At 53.0% G+C, this 16,307-nt stretch carries 16 protein-coding genes; 15 read left to right on the top strand and 1 reads right to left on the bottom strand.

The window, feature by feature from the left end; translation table 11 throughout:
• Positions 1-9: 9 nt before the first annotated feature.
• The 11 genes from ACW44H_RS08740 (at position 10) to ACW44H_RS08690 (ending at position 13,346) form a co-directional block, all read left to right on the top strand.
• A complete protein-coding gene (locus ACW44H_RS08740; protein WP_457508521.1) occupies positions 10-465 on the top strand; it encodes an NlpC/P60 family protein in 456 nt (151 codons plus the stop codon).
• Positions 440-4,903: a TipJ family phage tail tip protein gene (gene gpJ / locus ACW44H_RS08735; RefSeq protein ID WP_457508519.1), complete on the top strand. Its 4,464-nt coding sequence runs from the start codon at positions 440-442 to the stop codon at positions 4,901-4,903. Before ACW44H_RS08740 ends, gpJ begins: the two co-directional genes overlap by 26 nt.
• Before the next feature lie 35 nt (positions 4,904-4,938).
• Positions 4,939-5,400, top strand: coding sequence for a hypothetical protein (locus ACW44H_RS08730; protein ID WP_457508517.1), 462 nt, complete (start codon positions 4,939-4,941; stop codon positions 5,398-5,400).
• A gap of 4 nt (positions 5,401-5,404) precedes the next feature.
• On the top strand, positions 5,405-6,283 hold the full coding sequence (locus ACW44H_RS08725) for a tail fiber domain-containing protein (protein WP_457508515.1): 879 nt from the start codon (positions 5,405-5,407) through the stop codon (positions 6,281-6,283).
• Positions 6,284-6,539: 256 nt separating this feature from the next.
• A complete protein-coding gene (locus ACW44H_RS08720) occupies positions 6,540-7,271 on the top strand; it encodes a hypothetical protein (RefSeq protein WP_457508513.1) in 732 nt (243 codons plus the stop codon).
• On the top strand, positions 7,268-8,101 hold the full coding sequence (locus ACW44H_RS08715; RefSeq protein WP_457508511.1) for a hypothetical protein: 834 nt from the start codon (positions 7,268-7,270) through the stop codon (positions 8,099-8,101). Before ACW44H_RS08720 ends, ACW44H_RS08715 begins: the two co-directional genes overlap by 4 nt.
• 97 nt (positions 8,102-8,198) lie before the next feature.
• A complete protein-coding gene (locus ACW44H_RS08710) occupies positions 8,199-9,494 on the top strand; it encodes a radical SAM protein (RefSeq protein ID WP_457508509.1) in 1,296 nt (431 codons plus the stop codon).
• 82 nt (positions 9,495-9,576) lie between these two features.
• The gene (locus ACW44H_RS08705) at positions 9,577-9,897 is read left to right on the top strand and encodes a hypothetical protein (protein ID WP_457508507.1); all 321 of its coding nucleotides are present in this window, start codon (positions 9,577-9,579) and stop codon (positions 9,895-9,897) included.
• Positions 9,898-9,909: 12 nt separating this feature from the next.
• Complete coding sequence (locus ACW44H_RS08700; protein ID WP_457508505.1) at positions 9,910-10,386, top strand: D-Ala-D-Ala carboxypeptidase family metallohydrolase; 477 nt, start codon at positions 9,910-9,912, stop codon at positions 10,384-10,386.
• A gap of 73 nt (positions 10,387-10,459) precedes the next feature.
• Positions 10,460-10,834, top strand: a complete 375-nt coding sequence (locus tag ACW44H_RS08695; RefSeq protein WP_457508503.1) for a hypothetical protein — start codon at positions 10,460-10,462, stop codon at positions 10,832-10,834.
• 103 nt (positions 10,835-10,937) lie between these two features.
• The gene (locus ACW44H_RS08690; RefSeq protein ID WP_457508502.1) at positions 10,938-13,346 is read left to right on the top strand and encodes a tail fiber domain-containing protein; all 2,409 of its coding nucleotides are present in this window, start codon (positions 10,938-10,940) and stop codon (positions 13,344-13,346) included.
• Here ACW44H_RS08690 and ACW44H_RS08685 read toward each other — a convergent pair.
• Complete coding sequence (locus ACW44H_RS08685; RefSeq protein ID WP_457508500.1) at positions 13,288-13,521, bottom strand: hypothetical protein; 234 nt, start codon at positions 13,519-13,521, stop codon at positions 13,288-13,290. The genes ACW44H_RS08690 and ACW44H_RS08685 overlap by 59 nt on opposite strands.
• 16 nt (positions 13,522-13,537) lie before the next feature.
• Here ACW44H_RS08685 and ACW44H_RS08680 point away from each other — a divergent pair, with 16 nt between their 5' ends.
• The 4 genes from ACW44H_RS08680 to ACW44H_RS08665 are packed head-to-tail and all read left to right on the top strand — an operon-like array spanning position 13,538 to position 16,307.
• A complete protein-coding gene (locus ACW44H_RS08680; protein WP_457508498.1) occupies positions 13,538-14,398 on the top strand; it encodes a Hint domain-containing protein in 861 nt (286 codons plus the stop codon).
• On the top strand, positions 14,395-14,586 hold the full coding sequence (locus tag ACW44H_RS08675; RefSeq protein ID WP_457508496.1) for a hypothetical protein: 192 nt from the start codon (positions 14,395-14,397) through the stop codon (positions 14,584-14,586). Before ACW44H_RS08680 ends, ACW44H_RS08675 begins: the two co-directional genes overlap by 4 nt.
• A complete protein-coding gene (locus tag ACW44H_RS08670) occupies positions 14,570-15,394 on the top strand; it encodes a hypothetical protein (RefSeq protein WP_457508494.1) in 825 nt (274 codons plus the stop codon). Before ACW44H_RS08675 ends, ACW44H_RS08670 begins: the two co-directional genes overlap by 17 nt.
• A complete protein-coding gene (locus ACW44H_RS08665; protein WP_457508492.1) occupies positions 15,387-16,307 on the top strand; it encodes a hypothetical protein in 921 nt (306 codons plus the stop codon). The genes ACW44H_RS08670 and ACW44H_RS08665 overlap by 8 nt, the downstream gene beginning before the upstream one ends.

Here is a 16,307-nt window from a genome sequence, read left to right as displayed (position 1 = left end):
AAGTAATTGGTGACTTATACTGATTTACTAACCTCTCGCTTCGAATATGACGCTCGTGGTGAAGACGGCGCTTTCGACTGCTACGGGCTTTGCATGGAAGTTTCCAGGCGGCTCGGTAAAGAGCTGCCGGATGTCACTACGCCCGAGGGCTTCATCAACATGGAAGCCCTGTTATCACGCGAAGCTGAGAGTGGCGAAAGCTGGCTCCCCGTTCCCCCTGAAGACGCTATGTGGGGAACGATGGAGGGTGTCAGTCGAAACGGCACTGTGACCACCTACGGCATTAAGGAAGGGGCTATCGCCTACTTCCGCGTCAAGTCTTACATGGCGCACGTCGGCATCATCATCGGCCCGGACAGGTTCATTCATGCCTGGGAAATGGCCGGTGGTGTAGCCGTAGAGCGTCTTTCACTTTGGAGAAATCGTCTGGTGGGCATCTATGAGCACAAATCTGATTCCCGTTAAGCAGTTGGAAATTGGTCAGCACCTCAACCTGCTGATCATTTACAACGCGCTTGATATGTCGGATCGCGAAGCCGCGAAGTTGAATTACGACCGCAATAAGACGCTGGCTGACTACATGGTCGGCTTGCCAGACCCGCACCTGTGGTCAGTAAGTGTTAATGCGGAACCTTACGCCCCTGAAGAATGGGCGGATATTTACCCGCAGCCCAATGACTTCATTGTCGTCATACCGATCCCCTACGGCGGCAAGGGCTCTAAGAACGTGCTTCGTATGGTGGCTATGATCGCCGTAGCGGTCGCTGCGCCCTATGCCGCTGGAATGATGTTCGCTACTGGCACGGCGGCCTTCGCTGCCACCACAGCGGCTTTCACGATGGCTGGTGGATTATTGGTCAACGCCCTGCTGCCACCACCGAAACCCTCGTCGAACAATATCGGTGATGCCAGCGAGTCGCCCACCTACGGTCTCGACGGTGCCAAAAACACTCAGGCAGAAGACACAATTATCCCGCTGATCTATGGCGAATATCGCTATGCGGGTAACTACGTCAACGTGCGCACCGAAAATCGTGGCCGGGATCAGCTTGTCTATGCCCAGGCGGTCGTTTCTGAAGGTGAAATCGAGAGCATTACCGACTTCGAAATCGAAGATCAACCGATTGAAAACTACGAAGACGTGTCGACGGCAGTTCGCCGCGGAACCGACAACCAGACAATCGTTGGCTGGTTCGCCGCGTCGATGGCGATGAAGAACAAAAGTGTCACCCTCGATACCGGATGGACGACTCACACAACAGTCGGTGAAGTTGACGGCTTCCGTATCGATCTTGTGTGGCCAAATGGCCTAAGCGTGATCAACAACAAAGGTAAGCGAGAAAGTCGCTCTGTCTCGTTTGAAATCCAATACCGCAAGGTCAATACAACCGCCTGGACCAACCTGTTCGTCAATCAGTTTCGCGAACTGACCACGACTGCGATTCCCCAGCACTCAGACCATCTGAAAGTCGAGTATCGTCAGAGCTTCACTGGCACCGGTCAGCGTAACGTCACTGGGCGTCTCTACGTGCGTAACGTCGGCAAAAGCTGGAAATTGATGCAGACTGTAAAAGCCAGTGTTGCGCTGCACTCTGGAAAGGGGTTCCTGTCGGGCTCATTCTCGGTCGGTCTCAGTTCCGAGTTTTCCAGCGGCAGTATGGAATACAAAATCGATTGGGAAGGCGCAAGCCCGACGATATTGGCTTCTGCTCGCTATCCACTGTCGCCAAAGGTCACGGATAAAACAGCGCAGCCGCTACGTAAGTCCTACCAGTCCGGCCTCTTATCAGAGGGCGTCTACGAGATTCGGATTCGTCGAACCAGCGCAGAGTCGACCGCTGACAATATCCTCGACCGCGTCACCCTGACGGATGTCGGCGAAATCATCAGTGAGCGAGTTCGCTACAACTTCACGGCTTACTATGGCGTGATGGTTCGTTTGTCCGATCAGCTCAGCGGACTTCCGAAGATCACCGCGAAAATCAAAGGCATTAAGGTTCCGCATTTCGACTGGTCAGGCAAGCTGGTGAAGCGTGCATGGTCAGCAAACCCCGCCTGGATCACGCTGGATATGCTGACGAACACTCGCTACGGTGCTGGTAAGTCTGTTTCGAGCATCGACATTCGCATGTTCGTTGATTGGGCTGAGTTCTGCGATAAGAACAAGTTCTATTTCAATGGCGTCATCGACTCCATGACGAACATTTGGGATGCCTGCCAACTGGTGCTGCGTGTGGGTCATGCACGCTTTGTCACAATCGGCAACATGACCAGTGTATCGATCTATCGCAAATCCGATCCGGTCATGATGTTTGGCTCGGGCAATATTCTCGAAGGCTCTCTCAAGCTCGAATGGCAAAACCTGGAAGACCGAGCGAACGAATTTGAGATAGAGTTCTACGACCGAGAAAATCGCAATAAGCAAAATACCGTTCGAGTAGTCAACGAAGCGGCTATCGCTCGCGGTGAAATGCAGCGTATCTCCACTACGCGCATGGTGGGTATCGATAACCAGCGTCAAGCGTTGTTCGAAGCGCACTTCCAGAAGGCACTCAACGAAGCGTTGGTAATGTCCGGCTCTTTCGAGACAACTATCGAGGCGCTGGCGTGTGGTGTTGGCGACGTTGTTCTGCTGCAACACGATATGCCGGAATGGGGAGAGTCTGGCCGTATTCAGCCAGGTTCAACGCGCACAAAGATCAAGATTGATCGGCCGCTTTCGATCCCTACCAACCCTAGTAACTTCTCGCTACTGATTATGCACCCTGCCGTTAAACGCGGTCAGGCAACGATCAGTAGTGTGGTGGCCAGTTCCAAAACAGTCTACCTCACCGGCATCGCCACTAGCATCCGCGCCAAACGCTTCAAATCGGGCGATAAAGACCTGCTAATTTTGGGCATGAATGCGTCAGGGGGGTATCTTGAAGTCGCCGTAGAAGACGCCGCTGGCCTTGTGGTGGGCGCGTCTGTCGAGCTATGGGACGTTGATGTCATCGAAGCCCGTAAGATTCACGCTTACAATGACGAAACCGATGAGCTAACCCTAGCTGGCCCCTTCTCCACCGATCCGCAGGACTTCGCCAATTACATGGTCGGCGAGTCTAATCGTGAAGCTAAGCCGGTATCCGTCACTTCTGTTGCTGGAAGTGGTGACTACAAGCGCACCCTCAGTTTCATCGAATACAACGAGACTATCTTCGACCCGGTCAACGTGCAGGAAACGCCGCTCTACACTGATCCAGTGCGCAGAATTGGCCACGTTCAAGACCTACGGGTTTACGAAGAGCTGTCGATGCGGTCTGGCTCGCTGACCAGCAACATCATTGCCGCCTGGAACGCTCCAACGGAAGGTGATTATGCGGGCGCCCGGGTGTTTATCGCTCGCAATGGCGGTGCTATGGAATTCCACGGCACAACCACTGCCGGAGCGGTGTTCTACAACATTAACGCCAACATGGGAGAAACGCTTGAATTCAAGGTGGTGGCGTATGACGGTGCGGGCCGCACGGCCTCCTATAACACTGCGCCCTACTGGGAATATCTCGTCGAAGGTGCCAGCGCCCTGCCCGCCCAGGTGAAAGGGTTCAAGGTCGAAAAGGGGATGAACGGTATCGAGTTCTCGTGGGATAAGTCACCTGAGCTTGACGTGACTGGCTACGAGATTCGAGAGGGCTCTTTCTGGGAAGGTGCCACCACGGTCGTTGAGAACTATGCAGGAACGCGTTTCTTCACCACGAAGAAGAACAGCGGCTTGTATATGTATCACATCAAGGCCATCGATATGCTCGGCAACGTGTCTGAGCAGGCGGCTACCGCGACCTTGATGCTGATCGCTCCCAGTATCGTTATGGGCTTCTCGTCGGTGCAGAACGGAGATCATGCGGTTCTTGAATGGCGTAAGAACCCTGAAGTCGACGTCATCGGTTATGAAATCCGCTCTGGCATTAGCTGGGCGAACTCTCAGCATGTGGTGTATGTCTCGGGCACGTCGTATTCGATCCCAGTGGGTGCAACCGCGATCGACTCCTACTTGATCAAGGCTTACGACACCGCAGGCGTGGAATCACTGGTCGCAGCACGGGTTAACCAACAGGTAACGCGCAGCCAATCCTACAACGCGGTGCATGTGGTCGACGCGACAGCGCTGGGCTATCCAGGGGCCATGATGGGCTTCTCTCGGGTGAGCAGTCGTCTGGAAGGTGAAGATGCCACTGAGACCGAGTATGCCGAGTATGTCCAAGAAATGGATATGCAAAAGCGCTACAACGCCATGGTTACGACGCAGGAAATCGTTACCGCCAAGTCCGACGAAGTGCGCACCTGGAAAGATATGCGCTTCGGCTGGAACTCAAGCAAGGCGTCAGCCCCCTGGTTCCCAACGGTGGATGCCGATGACATCAGCTTGCTCAAGGAAATCTCGCTCTATGTGGGTAAACGGGACGAGGACATCGTCGCTTGGCCGCTGAAAGACACGTCAGGGGCTAAGGAATACGGCACCGGAACTATCAAGATCGAAAACGCATCCGATACGCCCAATGGTCGCTTCGGTCATGGACTCTTGGTTAGCCCGTCTTCGACGTTACAGGCCCACTTTAGCGGTGCCAACTTTGTTAGCTGGTGGATGCGGCCAACAACGATCGTTACCGACATTTGTGAAGTCATCGGATCAACCGACAGGGTATTAGTGCGAGTAGAGGGTAACGATCTGGTAATGAGTGCTGCTAGTAAAACCGAACGGGCTTCAACCCTCATGACTCTCCAAGACGGTAACAACTACAACGTGTCGGTGTTTTATGCCAGCGGCAACACGAAGGTTTACATTCGATGCCTAGAATCGAAAGATGAAGCCTTCGTTGAGCTGTCGGCAGACATTGGCTCCTTGAGTGGTATTAAGTATGTCTGATAGAATAAGTAACCACTTACTTATGGGTATTTGTCATGCGTGTTAACGCCGTCATCTCGGACATTGCCGTTAAGAATTTGGCAGATAGCCCTAGTTTGGCAGAACTGCGCACGATGGCCGAGCGAAACGCCCCTCCTGGTTTCGAGGGGTTCCGCCCTTTCACGCCGGGTTACTACAACTTCCAGCGTGCGCTAATCAAGCACATCGTCCGGTCAAAAATAAGCACCCCGATTCTGTCGGGGCTTGTCTATACCGCCGATATGCCTGACGTCCTCGATAAGGGACGCGCATCGGTTGCCGCTGGGGGAGTCAAAGAAGTTCTCTTCAACAAGCGATATGTGGTGACGCCAGAAGTTGGGCATACCGTCGTCGCAATGTCGGAATACGCCGTGGTGAATATCACGAGTCTGACCGAAGAGGGCTTTGTGTTCTGTTTTCTGAACGCGGCCAACCAAAAAGTGGCCGGCACGATCTCTTGGACTTCGACAGGCTACTAACCACATGCAGAAATACACCCCGATTACCGAGAACCACAACATTGACGCCAGCCGTCAGTTGCTTCTCGACAATGATATGTCGGCGCTCACCCTGAATTCTGGGCTCGATTTTCCGTCGTATGCCGATGTTGGAACGCCGTGCTACCGCATCGACCAAGAGCGCCTATTTGTTCTTCGGTCGAATGGCTCTTGGCGGATGATCGCTGACGCCAGTAAAACCGCAATATCGCTCGAAGAGGCTCAGCAGAAGTTCGCCTCTATCAGTCATACCCATACCAGCGACTTCGCTCCACGGCAGAGTAACGCTCGCCCTGGAGTCACCAAGCTATACCGGCGTGACTCTGACAACGGCTATAACGTTCAAACCAACTGGACGGGCACCTACTGGCGTCTGTTTGGCTACAACGGTGATGTCGAGCATGCCGGTGTTCAGGTAGAGCACGCTTCAACGGCGGACAATGCGACTAATGCCACCAAGTTGAACGGCCTTGCTGCGAGTAACTATCTGCGCTCTAACGTCAGCTCAACCTTCAATGGCGCCCTCACCATCACTAGCAACCTTGTGGTGCAGGGTAACGCTACCGTCTCAGGTGACGTCACCTCATCTTCAGATGCTCGTCTGAAGGAAAACGTCGCTCCCCTAGAAAACGCGCTGGAGACGGTGAATAAGCTCCAGGGCGTTTCCTATCACCACAAAATAACCAATCGACCCGGTATCGGATTCATCGCGCAGGATTTGATGAAAGTGGTGCCTGTTCTGGTCTCCAAAGGGCCGGATAAGAAACTCTCGGTTGCCTACGGAAACGTGACCGCCCTTCTCGTGGAAGCAGTTAAAGAACTCACCAATCGGGTTCAAAAATTGGAGGCTGTCAATGGCATTTAAGATAGGTTCTACGACTGTAATCAATAACAGCTCGCAAGTAGATTGGGGAAGGTTAATCAATGTCCCGAGCTATGTCGCCTCTGCCGTAAATACCGTATCCGTAACGAACTGCGGCTCTGGTAGCGCTCTTCAGGTAACTCGATCTGGACGAAGCGTTACGCTGAAATTGGCTAACACGAACTGCAACTGCAACTGTAACTGCGATTGCGGTAACAGCTAATTGGTGATCGAACACATAGCGCCGGGAAAATTGAACATGAAGAATCCGCTTCATACCATCTGCGATATACCTTTTACTTTGACAGAGGTCTTAGTCTCTCCTGACTCTATCAAATTCAGCATCGATGGCGTCGCACACGTCATTGATCAGAAAATTCTTAATGACTTCGTCCCTGATAGCGCCGCTTCAGAGAAAAACAATCTCTATATGTTCGCTACAGAATGGGGATTGTTGTTGAAAAACAAGACGATGGACACTGGCCTATCAAAATACGGCGGCAAGCTATATCTTCGAGAAATGGGGTGGCTGTATACCAGTGGAGCCATGAAAAATGTTGGTCAGATACAAATCCCATTTTCTGACAGAAAAATAGAAAATGCCGTAGTTCGCTTCAATGTCAGAGAAGAAGACTTTCATAACAGTGGTCTTCTAGGCACCGAACGCATAGAGAATACCTCGGAGGCATACGATGATGTGGCTGGCCGCTTCCTCCCGTCACTAAAAGTCATCGAGTCTCTGCACCAATCGGATCATGTTGTTGTGCGGGTCCAGGCGATGCTCGGCGGAGTGCCAATCCAAAGAGAAGGTATGCGCATCGAGGTGAAATCCGACGCTGGATACCTCAATAGGCGCTATGGATTTACCAATCATGATGGTATCGCAGAATTCAAATTTACCGGCATGTTGATGGATAAAGGAGAGGTGGCGACGCTTAAATTCGGCTATCGCCACTACTCCAATATCGATTCTGTGAGTGTCACCGTATGATCACGTATGCCGAAGTGCCTGACGATAGAATAACCAGTGATTATCTTGGTGAGCGATACAATATCGCCGAAGCTAAGGCTCGTGTAGGAATCCATGATCGTTTTATTCAGTTTACCAAGCACAATGCGATAGACGCACCTGCACTTTTCGATGAGGTTTGGGAATTTTATCGCAACGTAGGGGTTACGAGCTGGCAGTCCCGTGGGAGGCTGTCGCTCTATGGCGCCTCGCTCTACTACAATCCAGCGCATGACCCCAGCATGTGGCATCTGGGATCATTCGGCACGCCGCGCTTTTCCAATCTGCCAGAGAGCGAGTATTACAATGCCCCGGTGCAAGTAGAGAAATATGGCGGTGGCAAGGCAGACTACATAGACCCCTATGCTTTTCGAAAGCAACACCCTTTTATTGCCGAACGGCTGCCAAATTTAAGAGCATTCTTTGAGTCGTTTAACTTCCCTGTCACCAGAGTGACGGCAAGGACTCTCAACGGACTCTTTAATATCGGCGGTGGTTATCACATTGACTCAAAAGATACCTTCAGCATCCGGTTAAATTTCTGTCTTTCAACCAATGGCAAATTTGGACTCTCATATCAGAACGGGCCGGTCGTCATGTTCGAGCCGGGGGACGCGCATATGGTTTGCACGGCGCGTCACCACTCCGCGTATGCCAGCGAGCGATGTAATTTTCAACGCACAAACCTAATAGTCGATGTTATTCCTTGGTATGACTACGATCCGATTCTCGATGGATGGAAGCCAAACCAATACTTCGGAAAGATTCACCCTTACGACATGGTGGAGCAAGGCATCGTTACCTTTGGGTAGGTTGGCGATGTAAGTAAGAGCTGCGATATTTTTATGATATTGCGAACGCTTAATGTCAACTCTGACCGCTCCCAACACGACCACTAAGAGACTTGCGATGTTTGAGATTCGCTTTAGGCACCCTGATAACGAAGAGTTCAGTTTGTTCTATGACCAGACTGCCAGCTCTCTCGTCACCGAAGACGGAATTCCGGCTCTACCGCACTATTCTGGCAAGTCGGGATGGAAGGTCTTCGAGAGCTTCAACCCAATGAATCCTGTTGGAAAAAGCCGCGAAGTCAAGAAACTGAAAATTCAGCTTGGGTTAAGTTGCAACTATTCCTGCTCTTACTGTAATCAGGCCATCCACGTCGGGAGTGAAACGCACACGCGCCTTGATGACGTTCAGGGATTTTTGGATGGTCTGAATGACTGGTTGGTCGGCCAACCGCAGCGTATCGAGTTCTGGGGTGGGGAGCCGCTGGTCTACTGGAAGAAGCTGAAGCTACTGGTCCCGGCATTGCGTGAGCGCTTTCCCGACTCCCTGTTTATGATGATCACCAATGGTTCACTTCTGGATGACGAGAAGTTCGCCTTTATCGAGCAGCACAACATTATTATCGGCATGTCGCACGACGGCCCAGGTCAGCATCTACGTGGCCCAGACCCTTTTGAAGAGCCAGGTATTCTCGACGTGGTTCGCCGATTCATCGAAGAGCGCCCGCATGCCTTCTCGATCAACTCGGTTATAACTGCGGATAACGCCGACATCAATGCAATTATCGACTGGTTCCATGAGCGAGTGCATCCCAACGCTCCGGTAAATTTCGAAGGCGTAGTGAATCACTACGAAGAGGGCGATCTAGGCGTCTCCAGGCGCTTCACAGAGAGCGATTACAATCTTCTGGTGACATCGGTTAAGAGCAATCTTAACGACGCTCAGAAGCGCTCTCCGGGGCTTGAAAGTCGGGTATACAGTTTTCTACAGTCTATGGTCGACGAGCGCCCTGCGACGGTGTTGGGCCAGAAATGCGGAATGGATAAGCCCAGTCATTTGGCAGTCGATCTTCAAGGTAACGCGATGACATGCCAAAACACCGGCGTAAAAGGCAAACATGGTATCGGCACCGTGTTTGATATGGAGAACGTTAAGCTGGATACCGCATGGCACTGGAAAGAGCGTCCTGACTGCGGCGGCTGCCCTTACCTGCAAATTTGCGGCGGCGGCTGCATGTATTTGACCGATAAAAACTGGGTGGATACCTGCAACAATGAGTATTACTACGCAAAGGGAATCTTCGAAGGTGCTCTGGAAATGCTCACAGGTGCCAAAGTGATCGGCTTCTATGGCGAACACACCCGCCCTTCCGCACCCTCATCAATACAACGAATAGCCGCCATTGAAATTGCTTGACTAGGCAAAAAATAGTAAGTAAGCGCTTACCTACTGTGATACCATCGCCCTCGTAGACAACTCACCCTATGAGGGCGCTTTCGTGAGAAACGAAATCAACGAGATCGCCGAAGCCTCAGCGACAATCAATTGGGAAGACCGTGTTCTTTGGATTCTCGTCGGCTTCGTGATGCTTGGGCACCTGGCTCGAAACCTGGTGAAAGATGAACCCTTCAACCTAAAGAAATTCCTGGGTGAAATGATCCTCTCTGGCCTCGGCGCGGTTGCCATTTACACGATGGGCCTGCTCCAAGGCTTATCGGAAGTGGAGATCATGCTGGTCGGTGTATTCGCCAGTCTTGGCGGTATCCGAGCCTTGGAGTGGGTCGCGAAAATCTACAAAGCCGTCAAGAACCTCAACTGATAGGAGACTGTCATGACGCAGTTCGCACCTAACTTCCCACGCCATGAATTCGAAGCCTCACAAACGGCTACCCGTCGTGGCATCGACAATACTATTCCTGATGATCTGCTTGGCGACGCCGCCAAGTTATCGTGGTTTCTTCAGGAGCTTCGCAACAAGATCAACCGCATTCATCGCTCTGAAACTCGCGCCCGCGAGCTGCCGGTGATTATCAGCTCTGGCTATCGCTGTTTGGAGCTGAACAAAGCCATCGGCGGTGCCACCAAGTCTCAGCATAGTGCCGCACAAGCTGCCGACATCAGTGTGCCCGGAATGACCTCGCAAGAGCTGGTCGAATTTATCGCCAAACACATGCCCAATTACGATCAACTTATTGAAGAGTTTGGTCGCTGGGTGCATGTAAGCATTGCTGATAAACCGCGTGGTTCGGTGCTAGCTGCCCGTAAGGTAAACGGCAAGACGGTTTACTCCCCTCTCGCGGTCGTCTGATCGCATAACGGCCTTCCACTGAAGTAGTTTCGCCTATAGAATAAGTAAGCACTTACTTTTATAGAGACAGTGGATGGCCGAGCGAATTTACCAACTGAGCTGTAACAAAGGAAAGGCATATTCGTTCGTCATTTACATGGCTAACGACGCCTTTTTAAACATCGATTTAGGCAGGTTTGAGGTGAGCATGAAGGTCAGGATGACCCGCGCTACCACCTCGCGTTTGATTGCCACGTTCAACGAGAGCAACGGCAGATTAAATGTAGATCGAGCTGCCAGAACAATCACTGTAACGCTGACGTCCGCCTACACCCTCACTTTGCCTGAGAGCAAAAACTACTACGCGATCGAGCTGGCGGAGATATACGACCTGCATACCGGCGCTACCAAAGAGGCGTTCCGCGTTATCGAGGGTCGTTTCGACATTCTGCCGCAGATCATCGTGTGAATTGGAGTAAGCCATGACCGAAGCGGAGCAAATTGCATACGCCAATAGGGCCATCATCAGTATTTCTCTGGCTCTGACGTTGATCATCAAGAGGACGCGGTAAATGACCATCGAAACGACTTTGGTTGCTCTTGAGGCGACCAACAGACAACTGGTCGAAGAGGTTGTTCTGGTCAAGACTACTTCGACGGAAGCCCAAAATGTCGCGGTCGCTGCGAGAGATCGAGCTGAAACGGCAGCAGTCACCACAGAAGAAACCCGTGATCTGATGTTGGCGAGGTTCAGGGACTTCTCGGAGATCGAAGCGGCTGTCGCTACCTCCGATGATAACGCCCAAACTACCACAGCCAATCGAACGCATATTGAAGAGCTGGTTATTCACGTTGATGATCAGCGTGCGCACTTAGACCAGCAGCGGGCTCACCTCGATGCTCAACGTGCGCATGAGGATAGCCAACGTGCGCATGTCGATTCTCAACGCAGTGTCGTGGACGCCCAGACGACCCAGGTGCGGGAAGACGCCACGCAGGTTGCCGCTGATCTCTTGACTGTGACTGCCGATCGAGAGCGTGCAGAGATAGCGAGACAAGAAGCTGAGGCGCTATACGAAGACCTGTCTGCCGTTAATCAGGCGGCGTTGAGCGCGCAGGCATCTTCGGCTTCAGCTTCGGCATCAGAGTCGGTCACGTCTAACAACAGAATTTACATCGATGAGCAGAAAGCGCACGTCGATGAGCAGAAAGCGCACGTCGATTCGCAGGTCGTCCATGTTGGCGAGCAAGTGACTCACGTCGACGCCCAGGCTGAACACATCAATGCGCAGCGAGCGCACATCGACCAGAGAGCTTCTGAAGTCAACACCAGTGCCGACAATGTCGCCACCAATGTCGTCACGGTAAACGAACATAAAAACATCACGCTTACGGCCAAAGCTGCGTCTGAAGCAGCTCGCGATGAGTCACGCGAATGGGCAACTGGCGATGGTGTGGTGGGTGTGGTCAACGCTGAGAACCGCTACAGCGCTCGTAAAGAGGCTGATCGTTCACTCGCTGAGCGTCAAACCGCTGAGGCTGCGGCAACTGCGTCTAAAAATAGCGCTGATAATTCTGCCGCTAGCGCTGCCAACGCATCCGCGTCAGAAGCCAACACCAACATTGCCCGTATTGAGGCAATGATGTGGGCAGCCCAAGACGAAGATATTGAGATCGCACCGGGCCTTTTCAGCGCCAAGCACTATATGCTGAAGACGCGCACGATTGCTACCGGCACACTGATTTATGTTGGCTCCTGGGATGCCTCTACAGGGGTCTATCCCAGTGCAATTGCTCCCTCTATCGGGCACTTCTACAAGGTATCAGTCGCTGGCACCATCAACGGCGAAGAGTTTCTGACCGGCGATCAGATCATCTTTAACGGCACGGATTGGGACCACGTCGACAACACTGAGCGCGTGACGTCCGTTGGTGGCTTTATTGGTGATGTATCTGACTCCCAATTGATGGCATCGATTAAGCGCGTTCACGGTGAAAGTTCCGGCCTTAATGCCGATCTGCTTGATGGTAAACACGCCTCTGATTTTCACTTAAAGACCGACTTTGCATTTGAGGCAACCGGCAGCGCCCCGATGATTCGCGACGCGAGTGGCGATACTTGGTGTCGTTTGTTCCGCTCTACATACGCCTCCACAAACGCAGATATTGCTGGCATCTACACCACCAAGACTATTGGTGGCGATTATATGCGCCCTTCTACCCCCGATCAGGTGAAAACTGCGCTGGGTATTGTTTGGGCCGACGTCGGCTCGAAACCCGCATCGTTCACCCCTGCGGCTCATACGCATGATCAACATGAAGTAAAGACGCTGGGAAATCGGCTGACCGTAGAAAGTGACGGCAAGCTAGTGGTCAACAATACAGACTTCCGTCAGGCGGGCTTGTATGGCACCTACGACGCTACTCGCACCGGTCATATATGGTCGATGGGGTCTGGCTACGCTATTCCTGCCACTGGGGAGGATTTCGGCAACTTATATGGCCTCGCCTATAAGCATACCAATAACGCCACGGGCGGCACGATGGGCGGTGGCCATCAAATGGTGTGGTGTGCCAACGGCGTTCCGCGATGCTCACTTGGCGATAGTATTTGGACGTCGGGAAATATTACGGCTTACTCCGACGCTCGCGTAAAGACCAATATCGAACCGATTCGCAACGCGCTAGATAAAGTCTCTCGACTTGGCGGTTACACTTTTGAGCGAACCGATATTACCTACGACGAACAGGGAAATCGCTCCACCCCATTTAGACAGACCGGTGTTATTGCTCAGGAGGTTATCAAGGTTTTGCCGGAAGCGGTTACTGGTGGGCCTACCAAAACCAGCCCTAATGGTCATTACTCCGTCGCATACGGCAACCTTGTCGGTCTACTCATCGAAGCCATCAAAGAAGAGAAAGCTATGCGAGAGGTGCTGGAATCTCGTATTGCCACTCTTGAGCATGGGGGTGTTCGTTAATGGCGACTCGCACGACGTCCAGGTCGACTACCAAGACGAAGACGACGTCCAGGTCGACAGCCAAGTCGCATACGACATCCAGGTCGACCACCACGACGAAGGCGACAAGCAAGTCGACATCAACCAAGATCGGCGGCACGCTCCCCTCAACGGGAGCCATGGAAATGAGTGCCATAAGGACGGCATTCATCATGTCGGGAACGGTGTCGCTGAGTGACTTCCGCGGGAAAGGCAGCCCTGTCCTTCCCTCTGCTGGTGAAATCAGCTTCAGTCAATTCCGGGGTGTTTCGGTCTTCCGCAACACCACCACCAGCTATTCGACCAGCTTGACTACCACCACCAGCTATTCGACCAGCTACAGTGCCTCAACCAGCTTTTCGACCAGCTACAGTGCCACAACGTCGTGGTCGACCTACTACGTCTCTAACTGTAACTGTGACTGCACCTGCTTCCATGCCGATACTCTGGTCTGGATGGCGGATGGCACTAAGAAGCGCATCGCTGACGTTAAGATCGGCGATAAGTTGATGGACGGCTACGGCGGCATCTCCGAGGTGCTGTTCTACGACCGGCCAACGCTCAGCGGTCGCCCGATGTATCGCATCAACGGCGACTACATGAATACCGCCGATCACCTTACCTGGACGGAGAACGGCTGGGCGGTCATCGACAAGCAGGCGTATTGCCAGCACGAATACGGCGCGATGGTCGAGTGCATCGACGCAGACGGTAACGTCCTCAAGAAGAAATACGTTGGCGTCAGGCCCGAGAAGGTCGGCGAGTATTGGGTCGGAACACGTCTCGGCTATCGCGGCGGCTACAAGAAAATCACTTCCATCGAGAAGATCGACACCTTCAGCTACGACCACTTGGTCTATGCACTCGTTACCAACGGCAACCGCACCTTTATGGTCGGCGACGGCTATGTCGTGTCCGGCTGGGCCAATGACGAAGAGGTTGACTACTCAAAGTTCGGCAGACCCATAACTCTCATGGGCCGCATCACCCACCGCATCAGAAAAGCGCTGCGCTTATCAGGAGACAACACATGACCGAGAAAGACGTCAAGAACGCCGCAGAACGCGTTGCTGTCCTTAGCGACATTCTGCTGGAGCATATCACCAACTTCGATGACAAGGTGTCAGAGGTAATCGCTCTGATCGAGAAGCGGATCGATGTTTTGGTCGAGCAGCGCGTGATCGAGTGTCTGAAGGAGCGTGGCCATGTTGAATCCGACTGACGATCGGATTGACGACTCGTTCACCTTGCTTAGCAAGACCGGGGATGTGGTGCGCGGCCATCGATTGGCCGCCCTTTCCCCACTCGCTGATCATCTCTACGAGGCGTTCGAAGACGAGGTGCTGTTCGACATCTACTACAGCGGCGACACGCTGAAGAGCCTGTCTTACACGGAAATATTCAGCCAGGGTCTCATGATCTCGCCGTGCCACGACAAGCTCAGATATAGGCTTGCCGAGATGGCTCTGGAAGATGACGACGCGCCCGTGACCGCCGACATGATCCTTAGCGGCGAACGGCTCGACAAGTATCGGCTGCTGCCTGGCTTCGAAACCCACGAGCTTGATGTAGTGGTCTTCCTGCCCGGCACCAACATCATCGATATGTATGTCGACTTCGAAAGGCTCAGGGAGCTGGTCTACAACGAAAATGCGATCGTCAAGCCACACCCGATCTCAAGTGCCGGCCTGATGCACCGACTTGAAAGCATGTTCCCTGGTCGCGTGGCCAGTCGCCGTGAAAGCGGCTACGACATGCTGTGCCGAGCGAAGCGCGTCTGTGTGACCACCAACAGTGAAATGGGCCTCATGGCGATCCTCATGAACAAAGACGTCGAGGTGATCGATCGCTCCAACGCTCAACGTCCCATCTACAAGCAGATTTACGATGCCGTGATGCACCAGTCTGATCGCAAGATTGCCCTGGAGAAAGTCCTTGGCAGCCGTCACGCCGGTTTCTACTGGACATGGCAGGACAAGGGCCGTGCCGAGCAAATCGTGACTGCCATAAGGAATGCCGCGAATGCTTAATGTTATGTTCTGCGCGAAAAGCTACAACCTGCCGCAACTGACCGTTGCTATGTCCAGTTTCCTGCACCACAACCCGAACTGCCGCGTCCATTTGTTCTGCGACGACCTAGTAGACCCAAAGGCCGTAGAGCGACTGGTGGAAAAACTGAACATTGATGCCTCGATCCGCGTGATGCGTCACAAACATATAGAGCTGGCTGCCCTCGACTACATGATCTGCGAGACGGAACTTGAGCGGGTGCTGTTTATGGGTGAAGACACCCTGACGCAAGGCTCGGTGGCAGACCTTGGGGACATCGAGCTGGGTGCAGACTCGGCGATGGCCCTGGTGTCGAGCATCTGGCCGTTCTGGAATAACGATGTTCGTGCGCTCATCTACCGCGAAGCTAACTTCCACCTGGATGAGATGCGCGAAAAGGTAAGCACCAACTACTTCTCTACCTCGATGTTCATGCTCTCCCTGGATGGCATGCGCAAGCGGGACAAGTCTTCGTTCTGCATCTGGGCCGCGGTCATGTCTGATCGAGGCTACGACGACGTGATCAACCATGTCATCGGTCCCAATAGTTTGATGTATATGCCGACCTGGATGACCGCGGCGGTGGAGGTTGAGATTCAGGATCACCTCGGTATCGAGAAGATCGTCAAATACGCCAGCGCCGTGAAGGGCTCGAGAGTGGTTCAGTTTCCAAACTGGTCAAGACCTTGGGGCGTGGTGGAGAGCATGGATCGCGTGTGCCTTCAAATCCCGATGCCAGCGTATCTAGAGGCTGCCGAGCGCGTCAAAGATTTGCTGCCTGACGATTTTTTCTCGACGGTTAAAGGCAACTCTGCCCTGCACAAGCAGTATTTCGGCAGTGTCGTCGACGCCATCGTCGAACTTCATTCCATTTCTGAAACAATGGGGCAGTGA

The organism is Vreelandella sulfidaeris Esulfide1 (assembly GCF_054072535.1).
Note: the sequence above shows the minus strand (reverse complement) of the source record. Positions and strands in the feature narration are given on the sequence as shown.